The following is a 19,917-nucleotide window of genomic DNA, read 5'->3' as shown; positions in this document are numbered from 1 at the left end:
GTCCGTATCGCCAATGAGCACTTCAGCACCTCGCCAACTCTTCGTCACGACCGCACTCCCCTACGCCAACGGCGCTTTCCACATCGGCCACATCATGGAATACATCCAGGCCGACATCTGGGTCCGGTTCCAGCGAATGCAGGGCAATGAGGTGCACTTCGTCGGCGCCGACGATGCCCACGGCGCGCCCATCATGATCGCCGCCGAGAAGGCCGGCATCACGCCGCAGCAGTTCGTGGCCAACATCGCTGCCGGTCGCAAGCAGTATCTGGACGGCTTCCACATCGCCTTCGACAACTGGAGCTCCACCGATAGCCCGGAGAACCACGAGCTGTCGCAGGAGATCTACCGCGCCCTGCGCGACCAAGCCCAGCTGATCTCGACCAAGACCATCGACCAGTTCTATGACCCGGTCAAGAACATGTTCCTGCCGGACCGCTACATCAAGGGCGAATGCCCCAAGTGCGGCACCAAGGACCAGTACGGCGACTCCTGCGAGAACTGCAGCGCCGTCTATGCGCCGACCGACCTGAAGAACCCGTACTCGACGCTGTCCGGCGCGACCCCGGTGATGAAGTCCTCGGAACACTTCTTCTTCAGGCTGTCCGACCCGAAATGCGTGGAATTCCTGCGCGAATGGGCGCTCGACAGCAACCGTCTGCAACCGGAAGTGGCCAACAAGGCCCGCGAGTGGCTGGACGGCGAAGGCGGCCTGGGCGACTGGGACATCAGCCGCGATGCGCCCTACTTCGGCATCGAGATTCCCGATGCACCGGGCAAGTATTTCTACGTCTGGCTGGATGCGCCCATCGGCTACCTGGCCTCGCTGAAGAACTACTTCGTCAAGACCGGTCGTGATTTCGACGCCTTCATGGCCGATGACAAGACCGAGCAATACCACTTCATCGGCAAGGACATCACCTACTTCCACACCCTGTTCTGGCCCGCCATGCTCAAGTTCGCCGGCCGCAAGACGCCCAACAACGTCTTCGCGCACGGCTTCATCACGGTCAGCGGCGAGAAGATGTCGAAGTCGCGCGGCACCGGCATTTCGCCACTGCGCTACCTGGACATCGGCATGAATCCGGAATGGCTGCGCTACTACATCGCCGCCAAGCTGAACGCCAAGGTCGAGGACGTGGATTTCAACCCGGATGACTTCGTCGCCCGCGTCAATGCCGACCTGATCGGCAAGTACGTCAACATCGCCAGCCGTGCTGCGGGCTTCATCGCCAAGCGCTTCGAAGGTCGCGTCTCCACGCAATGGGCGACCGCCGACGACGCCTTCCTGGGCAAGCTGCGCGGCGTGGCCGATGAAATCCGCAGCCTCTACGAACAGCGCGAATACGGCAAGGCCCTGCGCCTGGTGATGGAACAGGCCGACGCCATCAACGCCTATGTGGACGCCAACAAACCCTGGGAACTGGCCAAGGACAGCAGCAAGGACGCGCAACTGCACGAAGTCTGCAGCCGCCTGCTGGAAGCCTTCCGCATCCTGACCATCTACCTCAAGCCGGTGCTGCCGCAACTGGCCGCCCAGGTGGAAGCCTTCTTCAAGGTGCAGCCCTTCCAGTGGAGCGACGTGACCACGCCGCTGGCCGACGGCCATGTCATCAATGCCTACTCGCACCTGATGCAGCGCGTCGATCCCAAGATGCTCGATGCCCTGTTCGAGGCGCCGGAAGCCGCTGCGGCAGTGCCTGCAGTCGAAGAGAGCGCCATCGAAGAACTGGCCCCGGAAATCTCCATCGACGACTTCGCCAAGATCGATCTGCGCATCGCCAGGATCGTCAACTGCGAAGCCGTGGAAGGCTCCACCAAGCTGCTGCGCCTGACCCTGGATGCCGGCGAAGGCCGCACCCGCAATGTCTTCTCCGGTATCGCCTCGGCCTACAAGCCGGAAGAACTGGTCGGCAAGCTGACCGTGATGGTGGCCAACCTGGCGCCGCGCAAGATGAAGTTCGGCATTTCCGAAGGCATGGTGCTGGCGGCCTCGGCCAAGGATGAAAAGGCCAAGCCGGGCATCTACGTGCTCAACCCGTGGCCGGGCGCCGAGCCGGGCATGCGGGTGCGCTGAGCATCAATCGCACCGCATCGCCTGCACTGGAGGAGACAGCCTATGGATTTCCTGATACGTGAAGCCACATCGGAAGACGCCACCCTGATCGCCGACCTGACCCGGCATAGCTGGGCCAACAAGGTGGCGCCCACTTCCTCCGGCCACCGCGAGGCGGCCGACCATGTGGTGGAAGACCTGCAGCACGGCGGCGCCTTCATCCTGCTGCGCGGCGAAACGCCGGCCGGTTCGGTGCGCTGGCTGCCGCTCGATACCGAGAGCGACGTCTGGGAAATCCGCCGCATGGGCATCGCCCCGGCCTTCCGCGGCGAGCGCCTGTCACAGCATCTGATGGAAGCCCTGATCCACCGCGCCCAGTCGGCCGACGTGCGCGAGCTGCGCCTGGCGGTGCGCACCGACCAGGCGCAACTGGTGGACCTGTATGCGGCCTTCGGTTTCGAGATCGCACCCGAACTGGAGTACACCCGCGCCAATCCGCACGAGGCAGCGCCGATCGTGATGCGCCGGGTGATGCGGCACTAGGGCCTCACCCGGGCCTCACCGAAGCACTCCCGCCCTCTCCTCCCGAACAAGCGACGCACTGGTGCGTCGCTTTTCTTTTGCACTGCCCCTCCCTTATCCCTTCCCCCGGCTCCGCTCCACCAAACCCAGCCCGGAACAGATGTTCATCAAGCCGTAACAATCGCTCGCTACCATCGTGAAAACGTTGTCAGGCGGCCGTCCCGCCTGGCCTGCCGGGGGTGGGTCGGGTGCATGGTCCGTTTCTTCACTTTTTCGCATTTTCGCTCTCCAGAAAAGAACAATGGCCCAAGCGGATCGACAGGAAACCGCCTACATGGCGGTGCGCGTGGCGCGCCTCTACTATTTCCAGAACATGACCACGGCGGCCATTGCCGACGAGATCGGCACCTCGCGCGCGACCGTCTCGCGCCTGCTGTCCTATGCGCTGGACCGGGGCCTGGTGGAAATCCGCGTGCACGACCCGCAGCAGGTCTCGGGCAGCCTGGAAGCCGCCCTCGCCCACCACTACCGCCTGCGCTCCATCCAGGTGGTACCGGTGGCCGCCGCCGCCACCGAGAAGGAGACCCTGCAGCGCGTGACCTGCCACGCCGCCGCCTACGTCAATTCGCTGGTGACGCCGGGCACCGTCATCGGCCTGGCCTGGGGCACCACGGTGGCGCAGATCGCCGACCAGTTGCTGCCGCGCCATGTGCATGATGTGGATGTGGTGGCGCTCAATGGCTCCGGCAGCGGCGCCAGCTTCATCAACAGCTTCAGCGAATCCATCGTCTCCCGCTTTGCCCAGAACTACGGCGCACGCGCCCATCACCTGCCGGTACCGGCCTTCTTCGACTATCCCGAGACGCGCAGCGCGCTGTGGCGCGAAAAGAGCATCAAGGCCATCCGCGACCTGCAGGAACGCGCCTCCATCCTGCTCTTTTCCATCGGTGCCGAAGCCACCGGCAGCTACATCCACACCGCCGGCTACCTGGGCGCGGACGAGCGCCGCATCCTGCGTGAAGACGGTCTGGTGGGCGACATCGCCACGGTCTTCTTCCGCGCCGACGGCAGCTGGCGCGACGTCGCCTTCAACGGCCGCAACAGCGGGCCGGACATGGACTGCTTCGCCCGCGCCGCCCACGCGCTGTGCGTGGTCTCCGGCACCGGCAAGCTGCCCGGCCTGAAGGCGGCACTGCGGGGCGGCTTCATCAACGAGCTGATCATCGACGAAACCAGCGCACGCCTGCTGGTCGAGCAGATCCGCAGCGGCGCGGCGGCCTGAACGTCCGGCCCGCATCCTCAGTCCATTACCAGGAACAGCACATGGCAGCGATTTCCCTGCGCGGCGTCGGAAAACACTGGGGCCAGGCCCAGGCAGTCAAGGACATCGATTTCGAGGTGAAGTCGGGCGACTTCACGGTCCTGCTGGGGCCGTCCGGTTGCGGCAAGTCCACCACCCTGCGCCTGATCGCCGGGCTGGACAAACCCAGCAGCGGCAGCATTCATATCGACGGCCAGGATGTGACGCAACTGGCACCGGCGCAACGCAAGATTTCCATGGTGTTCCAGTCCTATGCGCTATTCCCGCACCTGACGGTGCGCGACAACATCCTGTTCGGCGTGCGCGTGCGCAAGGAGCCGCGCAGCAGCCATGCGGCGCGCCTGCAGCGCGTGGCCGACCTGCTCGGCCTGAGCCACCTGCTGGAACGCCGCCCGGCACAGCTGTCCGGCGGCCAGCAACAGCGCGTGGCACTGGGGCGGGCCATCATCGCCGATGCCCCGGTCTGCCTGATGGACGAGCCGCTCTCCAACCTCGACGCCCAGTTACGCCAGGAAATGCGGCGCGAAATCCGCGCCCTGCAGCAGCAACTGCAGATGACCATGATCTACGTCACCCACGACCAGACCGAAGCCATGAGCATGGCCGACCAGGTGATCCTGCTGCGCGAAGGCCACATCGAACAGGACGCGCCCCCGGCCGAGCTGTATGCCCGGCCCGCGACCGCCTTCGCCGCCCGCTTCATCGGCACGCCGCCGATGAATCTGCTGGCGCTGGCGCCGCATCCCCAGGGCATGGCCATCAGCGGCAGCACGGTGCTCATCCCCGCCGCCGGCCAGTTGCCGCTGCAGCTGGGTCTGCGTCCCGAGCACATCCGCCTGGCCGACCAGGGCGTGCCGGCGCAGGTGGAGACGGTCGAGTATTTCGGTGCCGACACCATCGTGGGTGCGCGCATCGGCGCGGCCGCCCTGCTGGTGCGCGCCCCCGGCCAGCACCGGCTGGCCATCGGCGAGACCGTACACCTGGCCTGGGATGAACGTGACCAGACCTTCTTCGAAGGCGACAGCGGCCGACGCCGCCCCTGAACCAACGACCGATTTCCGCAGCAAGCCAACCTTCCACCTCATGGAGATGCATCATGCGTAGAACCTTCCTCAAGTTCCTGGCCGCATTGGCCGTCAGCGCCGCCTTCAGCGCCCCGGTCCTGGCCGCCAACCCGGTCGAGATCAGCTTCTATTACCCGGTCGCCGTCGGCGGCGCGGTGACCAAGACCATCGACAGCATGGTGGCCGACTTCGAAAAGGCCAACCCCGACGTCAAGGTCAAGGCCATCTATGCCGGCACCTACCAGGAAAGCATCGTCAAGGCGCTGACCGCCTTCAAGGGCGGCACCCCGCCGACCCTGGCCGTGCTGCTCTCCACCGACCTGTTCACCCTGATCGACGAGAACGCCATCGTTCCCATCGACAGCCTGGCCAACAGCGCCGAAGACAAGAAGTGGATCGACGGCTTCTACAAGGGCTTCATGGAAAACAGCCAGACCGAAGGCAAGACCTGGGGCATTCCCTTCCAGCGCTCGACCATCGTGATGTACTACAACAAGACCCTGTTCAAGGAAGCCGGCCTGAACCCCGAGAAGGCACCCGCCACCTGGAATGAGATGGTGGACGCCGCCAAGAAACTGACCAAGCGCGACGCCGCCGGCAACGTCAGCCAGTGGGGTGTGAAGATTCCTTCCACCGGTTTCGGCTACTGGATGTTCCAGGCCATGACGGCCTCCAACGACACCATCCTCATGAACAGTGCCGGCACCAAGACCTATTTCGACAAGCCCGGCGCGGTGCAGGCCCTGCAGCACTGGGTTGATCTGGCCGCCCGCGACAAGGTGATGCCGGCAGGCGCCATCGAATGGGGCACCACACCCAAGGACTTCCTGGAACAGAAGGCCGCCATGGTCTGGACCACCACCGGCAACCTGACCAATATCCGCACCAACGCCAGCTTCCCCTTCGGCGTGGCGATGCTGCCGGGCATCAAGCATCCGGGCAGCCCCACCGGCGGCGGCAACTTCTATGTCTTCAACAAGACCTCCCCGGCCGAGCAGCAGGCGGCGATGAAGTTCATCCGCTTCGCCACCGAACCGGCGCGCGCAGCCCAGTGGTCGATCGCCACCGGCTACGTGGCACCGCGCCAGGACGCCTGGGATACGCCGGAAATGAAGAAGTACCTGCAGGACGTCCCGGCCGCCGATGTCGCCCGCGAGCAGATGAAATATGGCGTGGCCGAACTCTCCACCCACGACAACCAGCGCGTGACCAAGGCCCTGAACGACAACCTGCAGGCCGCGCTGTCCGGCACCAAGACCCCGGACGCCGCCCTGAAGGACGCCCAGCGCGAAGCCGAGCGCATCCTGCGCGCCTACGGTCGCTAAGCGCCGCCTGCACAAGGCCTGCCGATGAAACGCCTGCCCTCCTCCGTGCTGCCCTGGCTGCTGCTGTCGCCGGCGATGGTGCTGCTGATCGCCTTCACGCACTATCCGGCGCTGGCGACCCTCTGGCACAGCTTCTTTTCCACGCCCAAGGGAGCAAGGCCGTCGGTCTTCGTCGGCCTGGACAATTACCGGCTCATGGTCGAGGACCCGGTGTTCTGGCAGGCCTTGTGCAACAACCTCTGGTTCGCCCTGGGGACCATCCCGGTGGCGATCGCCCTGGCCATCCTGATGGCGCTGTGGGTCAACGAGAAACTGGCCGGGCGCGGCGTGCTGCGCCTGGCCTATTTCACCCCCACGGTGTTGCCGATGATCGCCGTGGCCAATATCTGGCTGTTCTTCTACACGCCGCAGTACGGCCTGCTGGAGCAGATCACCGGCGCGCTCGGCCTGCCCTCGCACAACTGGCTGGGCAATCCGCATAGCGTGCTGGCTGCGCTGATGGTGGTGGCGATCTGGAAGGAAGCCGGCTTCTTCATGATCTTCTACCTGGCCGCGCTGCAACAGATTTCGCCGGTGCTGGCCGAGGCGGCCGCGCTGGAGGGGGCATCGCGCTGGCAATACTTCTGGCGGGTGCAATTCCCGCTGCTGATGCCGACCACCCTGTTCGTGCTGATCAACGCGCTGATCAATGCCTTCCGCCTGGTGGACCACATCGTGGTCATGACCCGCGGCGGCCCCGACAACGCCAGTTCGCTGCTGCTGTACTACATCTATGAAGTCGGCTTCGCCTTCTGGGACTCGTCCTACGCGGCGGCCCTGACGGTGGTGTTGCTGGCCTTGCTGGGCCTCATCGCGCTGGTGAAATTCCGCATTCTCGACCGCAGGACCCACTACCAATGAACGCGCCCGGCTCCCCCTTCGGCCAGCACCACCGCGTGCTGGAAACCCTGTCCGCCTGGGTGCTGGCGCTGCTGTGGCTGTTGCCGCTGCTGTATGCGCTGTGGACCGCCTTCCACCCGGCTGCCTACGCCACCCGCTTCGTGCCGGATGCGCCGCTGACCTTGCAGAACTTCGTCAATGCCTGGCAATCAGCACCGTTCCTGCGCTATTTCATCAATACCTTCCTGCTGGTGACGATGATCCTGGCAGCCCAGGTAGTATTGGCCACGCTGGCCGCCTATGCCTTCGCGCGCTTCACTTTCCGTGGCAGTAATGTGATGTTCATGCTGGTCTTGCTGCAATTGATGGTGATGCCCGACATCCTCATCGTGGAGAACTACCAGACCATGAACCTGCTGGGCCTGCGCGACACCATCCTTTCCATCGGCCTGCCCTACTTCGCCTCGGCCTTCGGCATCTTCCTGCTGCGCCAGACCTTCAAGACGGTGCCCCGCGAACTGGATGAAGCCGCCACCGTGGAAGGGGCCTCGGCCTGGCAGATCCTGATGCAGGTCTATGTACCGCTGGCGCGGCCGATCTACATCGCCTTCGGGCTGGTATCGGTGAGCACGCACTGGAACAACTTCCTGTGGCCGCTGATCGTGACCAACTCGGTGCAGTCGCGGCCGCTGACGGTGGGCCTGCAGGTGTTTTCCTCCACCGACCAGGGGGTGGACTGGTCCATCATCACCGCCGCCACGCTGATGACCTCGGCACCGCTGCTGCTGGCCTTCCTGCTGTTCCAGCGGCAGTTCGTGCAGTCGTTCATGCGGGCGGGGATACGCTGATCGGTTTCAGTGGCCCGATATCTCCGAAATCGACATCCGCACCACCTTCCGGGTGGTCATGTCGAAATGGACGTTGAAGAGGCGATCCTCGTGGACGTAGTGGTATTTCCAGTCCCACACTTCCTCATTCTTGCGGGCAAACTGCACCACGCTGCGCGGGCGGCCGAACTGGCGGCGGATCTGCTCGGCGCTCATGCCCGGGCGGATGGTGTCGAAATGTTCCTGGGTCAAGACCTGGGTGTAATCGACCAGGGTGCCGGAGGCGCCGATGGCGAACATCCAGGTGCGGATGCCTTCCGGCCCCTTGGGATATTCCAGCGTGCGGGCGCCGTTGCCGTCGTCCCAGATGGTATCGGGCTGGCCCATGACGCCGCGCACGTCGGCCTCGCTGGAAATGCCCTTCTGCAGCTTGTCCAAACCGAACTCCTGGATGGGATTGCCGTTGCGGTCGCAGCCAAACATTGCCAAAGCAGCAAGAAAAGCACCAAATTTGCCGGCATGGCGACGCAAGCGTATGAATAAGGGTTCACGCATAGGTATTTGATTATCCCTGATGAAGACAAGGTAAAATACGGCCTCTGTGTAACATTTGGCCTGAAAATATCATGCTCTTCGGAAAAAAGACCACCTACGTATCTGAGATCACCCAGTTCATCGACGAACTGAAGACGAAGAACCCGAAGCTGGAAGAATCGCAGCGCGACGGCCGCGCCCTGCTGTGGGACAAGGAACCGCTGGACCTGGACAAGTCCGCCCGTGAGAAGGCCTCGCGCGTGGCGCAACAGCCCTACGTCTATCAGAGCCACTAAGCTTTTCGCATGACGGCTCAAGCAGGTGGCGCCGAATCCGCCGGCCAGGCCGGCGCGGAACCCAGCGCCGACGCCATCGACATCACCCCCGCAGGACAACAGGACAGCACGCCCGATGTGATCGACGGCGTGGCATTGGCACGTCTGTATGGCGAACCGCTGTTCCAGCTGCCCAATGACCTCTACATCCCGCCGGATGCGCTAGAGGTATTCCTGGAAGCCTTCCAGGGGCCGCTGGACCTGCTGCTGTACCTGATCCGCAAGCAGAATTTCAACATCCTCGACATCCCGCTGGCGCAGGTCACCGCCCAGTACCTGGAATACGTCGAACAGATCCGCAAGCAGAACCTGGAACTGGCCGCCGAATACCTGCTGATGGCGGCCATGCTGATCGAAATCAAGTCGCGCATGCTGCTGCCGGCCAAGAAGGCCGAGCCCGGCGAGGAACCCGAAGACCCGCGCGCCGAGCTGGTGCGCCGCCTGCTGGAATACGAGCAGATCAAGCTGGCCGCCCAGGAACTGGACCAGTTGCCGCAGGTCGGCCGCGATTATGTGCGCACCCAGGTGCATATCGAGCAGACCGTGGTCACCCGCTGGCCCGAGGTCAACATGGACGACCTCAAGGCCGTCTGGGCCGATATCCTCAAGCGCGCCAAGCTGACCCAGCACCACCACATCAGCCGCGAGGAACTGTCGGTGCGCGAGCACATGACCGGCATCCTGCGCCGCCTGCAGACGGCGCGCTTCGTCGAGTTCTCGGACCTGTTCGATCCTTCGCGCGGCGTGCCGGTGGTGGTGGTCAACTTCATCGCCCTGCTTGAGCTGGCCAAGGAGACGCTGATCGAAATCACCCAGGCCGAAGCCTTCGCCCCCATCTATGTCAGACTGTCGTACTCGCCCAGCTAGGCCGGCGAGGATCACTGACATCCCCGGGCAGCGCGCACATGGCAGCCGCGCCGTCCGCCCCGCAACCAGAGACTCCGCATGAAAATCATTTCCTCCATCGAAGAACTCCGTGACCACCTGCGCGGCCAGTTGCGCACCGCCTTCGTGGCGACCATGGGCAACCTGCACGAAGGCCACCTCTCGCTGATGCGCCTGGCGCGCACCCATGGCGACCCGGTGGTGGCATCGATCTTCGTCAATCGCCTGCAGTTCGGCCCCAACGAGGACTTCGACAAGTATCCGCGCACCTTCCAGGCCGACGTCGAGAAGCTGGAGAAGGAAGGCGTCTACGTGCTCTTCGCGCCGACCGAAAAGGACATGTATCCGGAGCCGCAGGAATACCGCGTGCAGCCGCCCAACGACCTGGGCAACATCCTGGAGGGCGAGTTCCGTCCCGGTTTCTTCACCGGCGTATCGACCGTAGTGATGAAGCTGTTCTCCTGTGTGCAGCCACGCGTGGCGGTGTTCGGCAAGAAGGATTACCAGCAGCTGATGATCGTGCGCAACATGGCGCGCCAGTTCGCCCTGCCCACCGAGATCGTCGGTGCCGAAACCTATCGTGCCGAGGACGGCCTGGCGCTGTCGTCGCGCAATGGCTACCTGTCGCCGGCCGAACGCGCCGAGGCGCCCCTGCTCTACAAGGTCTTGAACGACGTCGCCAATGAAGTGCGCGGTGGTCAGCACAATGTGGCGCTGGTGGAGCAACTGGCCATGGAACGCCTGGCCGGTCGCGGCTGGCAGCCCGACTACGTGGCCGTGCGCAAGCGCATCGACCTGCAACCGCCGACCGCTGCCGACATGGAACAGGGTACGCCGCTGGTGGTGCTGTCGGCTGCCAAGCTGGGCGCGACCCGTCTGATCGACAACCTCGAAGTCTGACCTATGCGGCTGGCCGCGCCCTTCGGACTGGCCGTCCTGACCCTGCTCACCGGCGCTGCCGCCCATGCGGCGATCACCGTGCAGGACGACATGGGCCAGAGCGTGACCCTGGCGCAACCTGCACAGCGCATCGTCAGCCTGGCGGCGCACGTAACCGAACTGCTTTATGCGGCCGGTGCCGGCGCCAGACTGGTTGGCGTGAGCAACCATAGCGACTACCCCCCGCCAGCGGCCAGCCTGCCCACCCTGGGCGGCTACAACGCGCTCGACATGGAGCGCATCCTCAGCCTGAAGCCGGACCTGATCGTGGCCTGGCACAGCGGCAACAAGCCGCTCCAGCTGGCGCGCCTGCGCAGCTTCGGCATCCCCGTCTATGAGAGCCAGCCGGCCGACTTCGGCATGGTGGCAAGCTCTCTGGAAAAGCTGGGTCACCTGGCGGGCAGCGATACCGCCGCACAAGCTGCGGCTGCGGGCTTCCGCGCCCGTTGGCAAGAACTGGCCACGCGCTACCAGGGCCGTGCGCCGGTGAGCGTGTTCTACCAGATCTGGAGCCAGCCGTTGATGACGCTCAACGGCCAGCACATGGCCTCGGCAGTGCTGCGCCTGTGCGGTGGTCGCAATCTCTTCGCCGATCTGCCGCAACTGGCACCCACCATCAGCGTGGAAGCCGTGCTGGCGGCCGATCCGCAGGTCATCCTCACCCCCGGTGACGCTCGTGACCAGCCGCTGGAACGCTGGAAGCAGTTCCCGCGCCTGCGCGCAGTGCGCGACGGGCAGCTTTACACGATCAATGCGGACTGGATGAACCGGGCCGGGCCGAGAGTGCTGGAGGCCGCCGAAGAGGTCTGCGGGAAGCTGGAGCAGGCACGCCGAATGGCGCCTGCACAATAAAAACATCCCTCGCCAGGAGGGATGTCGAGGACCAGGGAGTGATCTTCAGAAGCGGTATTTCAGGCCGGCTGCGAAAAAGTTCACATCGGCATTGGAGTGGCCGGCCAGACCTTCATAACGGGTGTAGCCAGCGTTGATGCTGACGATCTCGCTGAGATCGTGTTCATAGCCCAGACCCAGCAGGTAACCGGTCCCCGACTTGGACGCCCGCTCGCTGACGCTGCCGGAAAATCCAAAACCACTATACTCATAGCGAACATCTTCGGTGAACTTGGCCTGGGTGATCCCCCCTTTGAAATAGACGCCCGGCAGGACGTTGGAGAATTTGTAGGCGGCCGTCAGATCGAAGCCGCTCACGCGTGCCTTGGCACTGTCTCGCGAGAAGCGGTCCGTCTTTTCCAAACTGGTTGCGCCGGCGCGGAAGTAGCCCATCTCGACAGAGAAATTGGGCGTGAACTGATACCCGCCCCCAAAACGAAACATGCCAGCATCGTTTTTCTCGATGGTGCCTGGCGAATGCTCGACATCAATATCGTAGTGTGCTGCGCCGCCTTCTAGACCGACATAAAAGCCTGGCCCGGACTTCACGGCCTGTGCCGCCACGGTGGCACAGGCGACCGACAGCAAGCCGGCGGCCATTAGGTGCATTTTCTTCATCTGTTCCTCTTGTGATGATGTGAAAGAAACTTCCCGGCAGACTGGATGAACTGGCCGGGCGCGACTACCGGAAACACGAAGTACGTGGACCCGATAGCCGGCAGCGATGATAGAAGTGAGGCAATGCAGGGAAACGCGCAAAGAAAAATGGCGACCAAAATCTCGCGGTTTCACGACATCAAAATCGTTAGATCTTGAGATTGAAGTGAATTTCGTGACTTGGATGTAGCGCGCAAGCGACGTGGTATTCAGCCGGGCGGCAGGGGCAGGAACTGCAGCATCCCGTCTATCTCAACCTGCACGAAGCGGCAGCCAAAGGCTGCCTCCAGCGCCGCAGGCCGGCATATCTCTTGTGCCGGCCCCGCCCAGCGCAGCCCTTCGGCCAGCAACAGCACATGCGTCGCAAAACGGCTGGCAAGGTTGATATCGTGGCAGCTTGCCACCACGCCCTTGCCCCCTGCGGCGAGTTCGCACAGCAGGGTCATGAGCTGCAGTTGCGCGGCGACGTCCTGGTGCGAGGTCGGTTCATCCAGCAGATACAGGTCGGGGTCCTGTGCCAGCAAGGTCGCCAGTCCGACACGCTGGCGCTCGCCACCGGAGAGCTGCAGCAGGTCCGCCGCAGCCAGCGACGACAGACCCACGCGCTCCAGCGCCTCCAGCGACAGGTCCTCATCCTCGGCGATCGCCTGCCAGCCGCCGTGATGCACGAAGCGTCCGGCCAGCACCGCCTCGATCACCGGCATGGAAAAGGCGTCGTGCTGCTGTTGCAGCAGCAGGCCACGATGGCGCGCCATCTCCGCCGGCGACAGGCCTTGCAGTGGCTGCCCCAGCAGTTGCCACTGCCCGGCATGGGTCGGCTGCAAGCCGGCAGCGGCGTGCAGCAATGTGCTCTTGCCGATGCCGTTGCGCCCCAGCACACACCAGAATTCCCCGGGTCGCACCTGCCAGTCCAAACCTTCCAGCAGGATACGGAAGCCCACCTGCAGCGACACCTGCTGTGCCTGCAGTATGAAAGAAGCTGGCGCGCTCATGAACGCCCCCGCGCCAGCAACCACAAGAAGCAAGGTACCCCGATCAGCGCCGTGATCACGCCCACCGGCAACTGCACCGGGGCGACCACGGTGCGCGCCAGCAGGTCGTCCAGGGTCAGCGCCGCGCCGCCGCCCAGCATGGCACCGGGCAACAGCAGTCGCTGGTCGTTGCCGATCAACAGGCGCAGGCCATGCGGCACCACCAGTCCGACAAAACCGATGGTGCCGGCCATGGCCACCGCCATGGCGGTACAGGCCGCTGCCGTGCACAGCACCATCACCCGCAGCCGCAGCACCGGTACGCCCAGCAACTGGGCAAAGGCATCGCCTCGCGCCAGCAGGTTCAGCGCCGGTGCGTAGCGCAAGGCCCACAGCAAGGCCAGTATCAATACCGCTGCCGTCACCGGCAGCAAGCGAGCATCGTCAAGATCGCCGATCAGCCAGAACACCATGCCACGCAATTGCGCGTCAGGGGCCACCGACAAGGCCAGCGAAATCAGCGCGCCAAATCCCGCCGCCAGCATCACCCCGGTCAGCAACAGGCGCTGGCTGGACAGCAGGGGCGAAATGGCCAGATGCCGCAGCGACTGGCGCACCAGGCCGAACAACAGCAGCATGGCCACGGCCGCGCCCAGCAGCGCCCCCGGGGCGGTCGCCAACTGCACCGGCCAGCCCAGATGCAGCGCCGCCAACATGGCCAGCAATGCGCCCGCCGCCGAACCACCGGAGAGGCCCAATACATAAGGGTCAGCCAGAGGATTGCGCAACAGCACCTGCATCAATGCGCCCGACAAGGCCAGTGCCGCGCCTACCGCAAAGGCCGTGAGCGCGCGCGGCACGCGCAGGGACAGCAGCAGCGAGACCGAGTCGGCCGAGGCCGAGGGACGCAGGCAACCCGTGCTGCCGCACAAGGCCGCTGCCGTCAGCGAAAGCAGGGACAGCAGCAGCAAGGTGCACAGCACGGGGAGGAAGCGTCGCATCGGCGGCTAGGATCAGGAAGGAAAATTCATGAAGTCCGCATCAGAAGTCATAGCGGGCCGTGAATTTTACCGCCCGGCCGTCTTCCGGGTAGATGCCCGAGACCGAACCGCCACTGCAGTCATAGGCCTGGGAGTAATACTTGCGGTCGGCCAGGTTGGTTCCGGTCAGGGCAAATTCCCAGGCGCTCACGCGCAGGGCGTAGCGGGCGTCGAAGGTGGTGAAGGAAGGCATCTTGGCGCAGGTGTTGGCGAAATCGTTGCCCATGCGCTGGCGGTCCACCCAGCGCGCACCGACATCGGCACTGTGCTGGCCGGACTTCCAGTTGAGCCGGGTGGTGAAGGTATTGGCCGGCACCAGCGCCAGTTGCTTGCCGCTGTTGGCCCCCTCCTCGAAGCGGGCGTCGATGTGCTGGTACGTGGCGTTCACGCCCAGGGTTTCGGTCAGCTGCAGGCGCCCCTCCACTTCCACGCCCTGGTGGCGGGTGGGCGCCAGATTGCTGTTGGCACCGAAGCCGCCATTGGCGGTGGGATCGTAATAGAGCTCGTCACGCAGACGGTGGCGGAACCAGCGCAGCGTCAGCTGCTGCCCGGTCTTGCCCAGGGTGGCCCCCAGCTCCAGGTCGTGCGACACCTGGGGCTTGAGCACGGCACCGGTGGGCAGCGCGGTGTAGCCGTTTTCGTCCGGCGTGGCCAGGCGATAGCTCTGGCCGGTCTTGGCAAAGGCACGCAGCAGTGGCAGCGGCGCATAGCTGGCCTGCAGGTCCCAGGCATTGACAGCGCTATTGCGGTCGTACAGGCCGGAATCGCTCTGCTGGTTGAACACTTCGCGCCTTACACCTGCGGCCAGGCGGGCATTGCGGGCGAATTCGATTTCGTCGCGCAGGTAGAGTGCCTTGGAGCGCTGGGCGGCATCGCTGTTGCCGTAGCTGGCGTTGTTATAGGCCGTCCATTCGGCCAGGTCGATGCCGGCGATGGCTTCGTTCTTCCACGCCCCCTGGTCGATCACATGACGCAGGCGCGGCGAGAATTGCGTGCCGCGGATATTGACCTGGGTAGTTGACCCGCTGCTGACATAGCTGGAGCGGGAGATCTTTTCGCGGTGGGCCAGCTCGGCGGCGACATCGAAGGCGCCGAAGCGGCGTTCCAGGAAGGCCGTCACGCTGTCGTTGTCGTAGGAGCCGCGGTCCAGCGGCTTGCTGGTCTGGCGGGCATTGGATTGGTATTGCGCCTGGGTCAGGCTGCCGGGCAGGCCGTAATCGGCACGCGACAGGGTGGCACGCAGGCCGAAGCGCCAGTCGCTGGCGAACCACTGCACGGTGGAGCTGAGGTTTTCCTGGCTGGACTGGGCGTTGTCGCGCCAGTTGTCGCTGCGCGACTTGGCATAGCTGGCGTCGATGGAAAAGTTGTCCCAGCCGCGCGAGACCAGTGCCCGTCCGCCGCGCAGCCCCTGGCTGCCGACCTCGCCCACCACGGTGCCGTGGCCGCTGTTGGCCTGCGGTCGGCGCGTGATGATCTGGATGGTGCCACCGGTGGCGCCGCTGCCGTACAGCACGCTGCTGCCGCCACGCACGATCTCGATGCGCTCGATGTTCTCGATGGGGATGGAGGACAGCAGCGGTGTGCTCAGTTCGTTTTCGGAAATGCGCACGCCGTCCAGCAGCACCACCATGTTCTGGTCGCCATTGGTGCCGAAGCCGCGCAGGTCCAGCGGGAAGTCCTTGGGCCCGGCCAGGCTCTGGCGGCCATACACCCCACCCAGCTTGCGGATGGCTTCATTGGCATTGTCGATGCCGGCTTCGCGGATCTGCTCGGCAGTGATGACGGTGGCCGCCACCGGCGGGAAGGTCGGGTCATTGGGAAAACGCGAGGCCGACACCACCACCGGCGCGAGTGCCGCCGCCGGGTCGATAGCCGGGGTGCCGGTCGCGGCCAGGGATGCCTGCGCCAGGGCCGACAGGATCAGGGTGCTGCCCAGGCTGAGGGCAAAAAGGGGACGCTGGCCGCCGTGGCTGGCCGGGGAATTGACGTTATGCATGGAAAAGAGACTCGGTGAAGTGGTCCGGCCTGCTTCCCCGCGGGCCGGAATCAACGGAAGCCGCACCGGCATCGCCACGCGCAGTTTCCTCCCGTTCTGGCCGGTCTCCGGGCTGCAGGCATGACCATCGGCCTTCCCATGCAGCGCCGTTTACGTCAGCCGGCCAGCGCTGGCCAATTGAACCGGACACGGAACCTGCACAGTGGCATGGGGGATGGTGTTGCCGGCAACACGTGACGTCTCGTCATGGTGTCACTGTATCGCCGGCGCCTGGTTACCGTTGCGGGGGCAGCACACCTTGACCAGCCCCGCCCGCGTGCCGCGAACCGAACTGGTGCGTGTTTCCCGTTTAACTGCCGGCAAGAACGCGCCGGCGGGCACCAAAACGGCGCCATTGTAGGCGTGCCAGGCGGGCATCACAAGTCGCTACAGGCCGGTGCCTGCCAAATACAAGGCAAAAATCGGCCAAATTAAAGACCACAGGCCATCCTGATGTAAATCAGCACAAGCCCGGCATGCGTATTGCTTTAAAGAAAAAGCCAGATAGAATTCGAACTTATATCGAAAAAATTCGATTTTTTACGAATTTATTTCGGAGAGACGCCCCGAGCCGGCTTGCCACAAGGGGCGAAAAAACGAAACAAATGGGGGGATTTCACTCGCTGTTTGGCCGATGAGATGGCTGTACCCGGCCCTATACTCGGCGCCATGGCATCGTCGACCCGCTGACCGTCTGGTCCGCTGGCCTCACCTGTCATCCCTGAATCGTTGTCGTGGTCTGCGAGCCTTCAGACTCCGCCCTTGCCTGCCGATATCTATTGGATATCCCGGATGGGACGGTTGCTGTGCCTCCCGGAACGACGCATTTGATCCGCCTACGGGCAACTTTGCATAGCAGTGCGCCGCCGAGCGCACCACATTTGTTGGGAGAATCAGTAATCATGAGCGACGACGTTGATCTGGAAGCATTGTTTGACGAAATTTCCTCGCAGACCTTACCGGGCATGACCGCCGGCGAGGCTGGCGCGGCTGCCGATGCCGCTGGTGGGGCAGCCGGTGCGGGCGACGATGCCCAGCAGGCGCAGGAAGATCAGAGCGACAAGCCCATGTATGAACGCCTGGGCGGCATCGTCCGTCTGCTGCATGATTCAATGCGCGAACTGGGCTACGACCGCTCCCTGACCGACGTGGCCGAGCAGATCGGCGACGCCCAGAGCCGCCTGGAGCACATCGCCACCCTGACCGAGCAGGCCGCCAACAAAGTGCTCAATGCGCTGGACTCCGGCATGCCCGCGCAGGACCGCCTGCAGGAGCAGGCCAAGGACATCAACGACCGCTGGAACAAGCTCTATGCCGGTCAGCTGAACATCGAAGAATTCAAGAAACTGGCGGGCGACTCGCAGAAGTTCTCGTCCTCGGTGATCGAATCGACCGAAGCGGAAAAGGCCCGCATGCTGGAAATCATGATGGCCCAGGACTTCCAGGACATCACCGGCCAGCTGATCAAGAAGATCGTGGGCATCACCACCACCGCCGAACGCGAACTGGCGCAATTGCTGCGCGACAATGCGCCGGCTGAAGTGCGCGCCCAGATCGAGGCAGAAAAGCCGGTTACCCTGATGAACGGCCCCGCCTCGCCGGGTACCGCCATGGGCCAGACCGATGTGGACGACTTACTCGACAGCCTGGGGTTCTAATGGATGACGAAATGCTCAAGGATTTTGTCGTTGAAGCGTTGGAGCTGGCGACCAACGTGGAAGAGCATCTGCTGACGCTCGAACGACATCCTGATGACCTTGAAATCCTCAATGCGGTCTTCCGCGCCTTCCACACCATCAAGGGCGGCGCCGGGTTCGTGAACCTGCCGGCCATGGTGTCGGCCTGCCACCTGACCGAAAACCTGTTCGACGCCCTGCGTACCGGCAAGGCGCCGGTGACGCCGCTGGCGATCGAAGCGGCGCTGCAGGCCAGCGGCTTCGTGGCCGACCAGTTGAACGAACTGTCCAATGGCGCCGCGCCCGACAGCCTGGCTTCGATGCCGGCCGAACTGAAGGACATCCTGACCCAGGCTATCGAAGGCAAGAGCGATGCGGCCCCGGCCGCCGCCCCTCCTGCTGCGGCACCGGTTGCGGCCGCGGTCGCGCCGGTGGCTGCGGCCGCCGCCAGCGCCCCGGCGGCCAGCGTCGATGGCAGCGCCAGCGTAATGAAGAATGGCGAGCTGGACTGGCCCGCGCTGTACCAGGCCCTGGTGCCAGGCGCCGCAGTGGCCGCACCTGTGGCTGCAGCCGACGCCGCGCCGGCAGCAGCCCCTGTGGCCGCCGCAGCAGCGGCTGCTCCGGCCGCCACCCCGGCTGCCGATGGCGAACCGAAGGCTGCAGCACCCGCCCAGCACAACCGTCGTGCCAGTGACACGGGCGGCGGCGCCAAGGAAGAAAGCATCCGTATCGATGCCGGCAAGCTCGACGCCTTGCTGGAAGTGGCCGGCGAATCGGTGCAGGCCGCCAACCAGGCCGCCGTGCTGCTGGAAAAGCTGCAACAGTTCAAGTTCGAAGGCACGGCTGCCGCGCTGATGTCGACCCTGGCCGAAACGCTGGGCCGCGCCTCGCGTTATTCCAGCGAACTGCAACGTGCCACCCTGTCCACCCGCATGCAGCCGGTGGGCCGACTGTTCCAGAAATTCCCGCGACTGGTGCGCGAACTGGCCAAGGACCTGGGCAAGGACGTGGACCTGGTCATCACCGGTGCCGATACTGAAGTCGACCGCGTGGTGGTGGACAGCCTCTACGACCCGCTGGTGCACATGCTGCGCAACTCGCTGGACCACGGCATCGAAGTGGATCGCGCCGCCGCCGGCAAGTCCAACAAGGCGACCATCTCGCTGCACGCCTGGCAGGCCGGCAGCAGCGTCATGATCGAAGTGTTCGACGACGGCAAGGGCATGGACCCGGACATGCTGCGCAACAAGGCGCTGGCCAAGGGCCTGATCACCGAACACCAGGCGCTGACCTCGGACGAGGCGCTGCAACTGGTGTTCCTGCCCGGTTTCTCGACCAAGGAAGTGGCCTCCAGCGTCTCCGGACGCGGCGTGGGCATGGACGTGGTCAAGACCGCCGTGGAAAAGCATCGCGGCACCATCCGCATCGACTCCACCATTGGCAAGGGCACCAAGTTCTCGATCCGCCTGCCGATCGAACTGTCGATCATCCCGACCATGCTGGTGCGCTGCGCCGGCGCCCCGCTGGCCCTGCCGATGGCGGTGGTCGAACGCGTGGTGGAACTGCCGGAGACCTTCGACGAGGTCGGCGGTGCCCCGGTGCTGCGCGACCAGGGTCGTCCGCTGCCGGTCAATTCGCTGGCCGGGGTCCTGGGCTACGAGCCGGGCAATGAGCGCGTGGGCATCGTCATGGCGGTACCGCATCCCTACATCCTGGGGGTGGAATCGGTGGAAGGCACGGCCGACCTGGTGATCAAGCCGCTGACCGCGATCCACACCGCCGGCATCACCGGTACGGCTCGCTCGGCCGAGGGCGAACTGGTGCTGGTGGTGGGCCTGTCCTTCCTGCTGGACGGCTGCCGCGACATGGAACGCACTGCCGTGGCATAAGCAGCACTGCAGTACGGACAAGGCAAAACGGCCGGATCGTCATCGATCCGGCCGTTTTGTCTTGTCATCAC

General features: G+C 64.5%; 18 protein-coding genes and 1 riboswitch. Of the genes, 13 read left to right on the top strand and 5 right to left on the bottom strand.

Features of this window, described 5'->3' with window-relative positions; genetic code table 11:
- Positions 1-13: 13 nt before the first annotated feature.
- The 7 genes from metG (at position 14) to ACEOAC_RS09650 (ending at position 8,015) form a co-directional block, all read left to right on the top strand.
- Positions 14-2,077 (top strand): methionine--tRNA ligase, encoded by a 2,064-nt coding sequence (gene metG, locus ACEOAC_RS09680; RefSeq protein WP_413445115.1) that lies wholly within the window; start codon positions 14-16, stop codon positions 2,075-2,077.
- 42 nt (positions 2,078-2,119) lie between these two features.
- Positions 2,120-2,599 (top strand): GNAT family N-acetyltransferase, encoded by a 480-nt coding sequence (locus tag ACEOAC_RS09675; protein ID WP_006465467.1) that lies wholly within the window; start codon positions 2,120-2,122, stop codon positions 2,597-2,599.
- Between the two features lie 280 nt (positions 2,600-2,879).
- The gene (locus tag ACEOAC_RS09670; RefSeq protein ID WP_102664325.1) at positions 2,880-3,860 is read left to right on the top strand and encodes a sugar-binding transcriptional regulator; all 981 of its coding nucleotides are present in this window, start codon (positions 2,880-2,882) and stop codon (positions 3,858-3,860) included.
- Between the two features lie 41 nt (positions 3,861-3,901).
- Positions 3,902-4,942, top strand: a complete 1,041-nt coding sequence (locus ACEOAC_RS09665; protein WP_241813309.1) for an ABC transporter ATP-binding protein — start codon at positions 3,902-3,904, stop codon at positions 4,940-4,942.
- 53 nt (positions 4,943-4,995) lie between these two features.
- Positions 4,996-6,288, top strand: coding sequence for an ABC transporter substrate-binding protein (locus ACEOAC_RS09660; protein WP_241813310.1), 1,293 nt, complete (start codon positions 4,996-4,998; stop codon positions 6,286-6,288).
- 24 nt (positions 6,289-6,312) lie between these two features.
- Complete coding sequence (locus ACEOAC_RS09655) at positions 6,313-7,188, top strand: carbohydrate ABC transporter permease (RefSeq protein ID WP_077238176.1); 876 nt, start codon at positions 6,313-6,315, stop codon at positions 7,186-7,188.
- Positions 7,185-8,015 (top strand): carbohydrate ABC transporter permease, encoded by an 831-nt coding sequence (locus ACEOAC_RS09650; protein ID WP_413444747.1) that lies wholly within the window; start codon positions 7,185-7,187, stop codon positions 8,013-8,015. The genes ACEOAC_RS09655 and ACEOAC_RS09650 overlap by 4 nt, the downstream gene beginning before the upstream one ends.
- 6 nt (positions 8,016-8,021) lie before the next feature.
- On the opposite strand, the gene bamE is transcribed toward ACEOAC_RS09650, so the two are convergent.
- Entirely contained in the window at positions 8,022-8,549 is a 528-nt protein-coding gene (gene bamE, locus ACEOAC_RS09645) for an outer membrane protein assembly factor BamE (RefSeq protein ID WP_006465473.1), read from the bottom strand.
- A 71-nt stretch (positions 8,550-8,620) separates the two neighbouring features.
- Here bamE and ACEOAC_RS09640 point away from each other — a divergent pair, with 71 nt between their 5' ends.
- From ACEOAC_RS09640 to ACEOAC_RS09625, 4 genes are all read left to right on the top strand, one after another.
- A complete protein-coding gene (locus tag ACEOAC_RS09640; protein ID WP_077238174.1) occupies positions 8,621-8,824 on the top strand; it encodes a DUF3460 family protein in 204 nt (67 codons plus the stop codon).
- 9 nt (positions 8,825-8,833) lie between these two features.
- Positions 8,834-9,730, top strand: a complete 897-nt coding sequence (locus tag ACEOAC_RS09635; RefSeq protein ID WP_077238173.1) for a segregation and condensation protein A — start codon at positions 8,834-8,836, stop codon at positions 9,728-9,730.
- A gap of 78 nt (positions 9,731-9,808) precedes the next feature.
- Positions 9,809-10,648: a pantoate--beta-alanine ligase gene (panC, locus tag ACEOAC_RS09630; protein ID WP_077238172.1), complete on the top strand. Its 840-nt coding sequence runs from the start codon at positions 9,809-9,811 to the stop codon at positions 10,646-10,648.
- Positions 10,649-10,651: 3 nt separating this feature from the next.
- A complete protein-coding gene (locus ACEOAC_RS09625; protein ID WP_413444746.1) occupies positions 10,652-11,539 on the top strand; it encodes a cobalamin-binding protein in 888 nt (295 codons plus the stop codon).
- Positions 11,540-11,584: 45 nt separating this feature from the next.
- On the opposite strand, the gene ACEOAC_RS09620 is transcribed toward ACEOAC_RS09625, so the two are convergent.
- The 4 genes from ACEOAC_RS09620 to ACEOAC_RS09605 all read right to left on the bottom strand — a co-directional run bounded on the left by ACEOAC_RS09620 (position 11,585) and on the right by ACEOAC_RS09605 (position 16,242).
- On the bottom strand, positions 11,585-12,196 hold the full coding sequence (locus tag ACEOAC_RS09620) for a porin family protein (protein ID WP_413444745.1): 612 nt from the start codon (positions 12,194-12,196) through the stop codon (positions 11,585-11,587).
- A 248-nt stretch (positions 12,197-12,444) separates the two neighbouring features.
- A complete protein-coding gene (locus ACEOAC_RS09615; RefSeq protein WP_413444744.1) occupies positions 12,445-13,227 on the bottom strand; it encodes an ABC transporter ATP-binding protein in 783 nt (260 codons plus the stop codon).
- Positions 13,224-14,207 carry a FecCD family ABC transporter permease gene (locus ACEOAC_RS09610; protein ID WP_413628813.1) on the bottom strand — a complete coding sequence of 328 codons (984 nt, stop codon included), beginning with the start codon at positions 14,205-14,207 and terminating at the stop codon, positions 13,224-13,226. Before ACEOAC_RS09610 ends, ACEOAC_RS09615 begins: the two co-directional genes overlap by 4 nt.
- Before the next feature lie 40 nt (positions 14,208-14,247).
- Positions 14,248-16,242, bottom strand: coding sequence for a TonB-dependent receptor family protein (locus tag ACEOAC_RS09605; protein WP_413628812.1), 1,995 nt, complete (start codon positions 16,240-16,242; stop codon positions 14,248-14,250).
- An 80-nt stretch (positions 16,243-16,322) separates the two neighbouring features.
- A riboswitch (cobalamin riboswitch) is annotated at positions 16,323-16,642 on the bottom strand.
- A gap of 541 nt (positions 16,643-17,183) precedes the next feature.
- Between ACEOAC_RS09605 and ACEOAC_RS09600 the strand changes: the two genes are divergently transcribed.
- Positions 17,184-17,939, top strand: coding sequence for a protein phosphatase CheZ (locus ACEOAC_RS09600; protein ID WP_413445693.1), 756 nt, complete (start codon positions 17,184-17,186; stop codon positions 17,937-17,939).
- Entirely contained in the window at positions 17,939-19,846 is a 1,908-nt protein-coding gene (locus ACEOAC_RS09595; RefSeq protein ID WP_413628811.1) for a chemotaxis protein CheA, read from the top strand. The genes ACEOAC_RS09600 and ACEOAC_RS09595 overlap by 1 nt, the downstream gene beginning before the upstream one ends.
- Positions 19,847-19,917: the final 71 nt, after the last annotated feature.

Origin of the sequence: Herbaspirillum frisingense, from assembly GCF_047325095.1 — a bacterium.
Lineage (GTDB): Bacteria > Pseudomonadota > Gammaproteobacteria > Burkholderiales > Burkholderiaceae_D > Herbaspirillum > Herbaspirillum frisingense.
Note: the sequence above shows the minus strand (reverse complement) of the source record. Positions and strands in the feature narration are given on the sequence as shown.

Bases quoted from the DNA above. Each gene is read 5' to 3' on its own strand.
- metG (WP_413445115.1), top strand. From the start codon at position 14: ATGAGCACTTCAGCACCTCGCCAACTCTTCGTCACGACCGCACTCCCC.
- ACEOAC_RS09675 (WP_006465467.1), top strand. From the start codon at position 2,120: ATGGATTTCCTGATACGTGAAGCCACATCGGAAGACGCCACCCTGATC.
- ACEOAC_RS09670 (WP_102664325.1), top strand. From the start codon at position 2,880: ATGGCCCAAGCGGATCGACAGGAAACCGCCTACATGGCGGTGCGCGTG.
- ACEOAC_RS09665 (WP_241813309.1), top strand. From the start codon at position 3,902: ATGGCAGCGATTTCCCTGCGCGGCGTCGGAAAACACTGGGGCCAGGCC.
- ACEOAC_RS09660 (WP_241813310.1), top strand. From the start codon at position 4,996: ATGCGTAGAACCTTCCTCAAGTTCCTGGCCGCATTGGCCGTCAGCGCC.
- ACEOAC_RS09655 (WP_077238176.1), top strand. From the start codon at position 6,313: ATGAAACGCCTGCCCTCCTCCGTGCTGCCCTGGCTGCTGCTGTCGCCG.
- ACEOAC_RS09650 (WP_413444747.1), top strand. From the start codon at position 7,185: ATGAACGCGCCCGGCTCCCCCTTCGGCCAGCACCACCGCGTGCTGGAA.
- bamE (WP_006465473.1), bottom strand. From the start codon at position 8,549: ATGCGTGAACCCTTATTCATACGCTTGCGTCGCCATGCCGGCAAATTT.
- ACEOAC_RS09640 (WP_077238174.1), top strand. From the start codon at position 8,621: ATGCTCTTCGGAAAAAAGACCACCTACGTATCTGAGATCACCCAGTTC.
- ACEOAC_RS09635 (WP_077238173.1), top strand. From the start codon at position 8,834: ATGACGGCTCAAGCAGGTGGCGCCGAATCCGCCGGCCAGGCCGGCGCG.
- panC (WP_077238172.1), top strand. From the start codon at position 9,809: ATGAAAATCATTTCCTCCATCGAAGAACTCCGTGACCACCTGCGCGGC.
- ACEOAC_RS09625 (WP_413444746.1), top strand. From the start codon at position 10,652: ATGCGGCTGGCCGCGCCCTTCGGACTGGCCGTCCTGACCCTGCTCACC.
- ACEOAC_RS09620 (WP_413444745.1), bottom strand. From the start codon at position 12,196: ATGAAGAAAATGCACCTAATGGCCGCCGGCTTGCTGTCGGTCGCCTGT.
- ACEOAC_RS09615 (WP_413444744.1), bottom strand. From the start codon at position 13,227: ATGAGCGCGCCAGCTTCTTTCATACTGCAGGCACAGCAGGTGTCGCTG.
- ACEOAC_RS09610 (WP_413628813.1), bottom strand. From the start codon at position 14,207: ATGCGACGCTTCCTCCCCGTGCTGTGCACCTTGCTGCTGCTGTCCCTG.
- ACEOAC_RS09605 (WP_413628812.1), bottom strand. From the start codon at position 16,242: ATGCATAACGTCAATTCCCCGGCCAGCCACGGCGGCCAGCGTCCCCTT.
- ACEOAC_RS09600 (WP_413445693.1), top strand. From the start codon at position 17,184: ATGAGCGACGACGTTGATCTGGAAGCATTGTTTGACGAAATTTCCTCG.
- ACEOAC_RS09595 (WP_413628811.1), top strand. From the start codon at position 17,939: ATGGATGACGAAATGCTCAAGGATTTTGTCGTTGAAGCGTTGGAGCTG.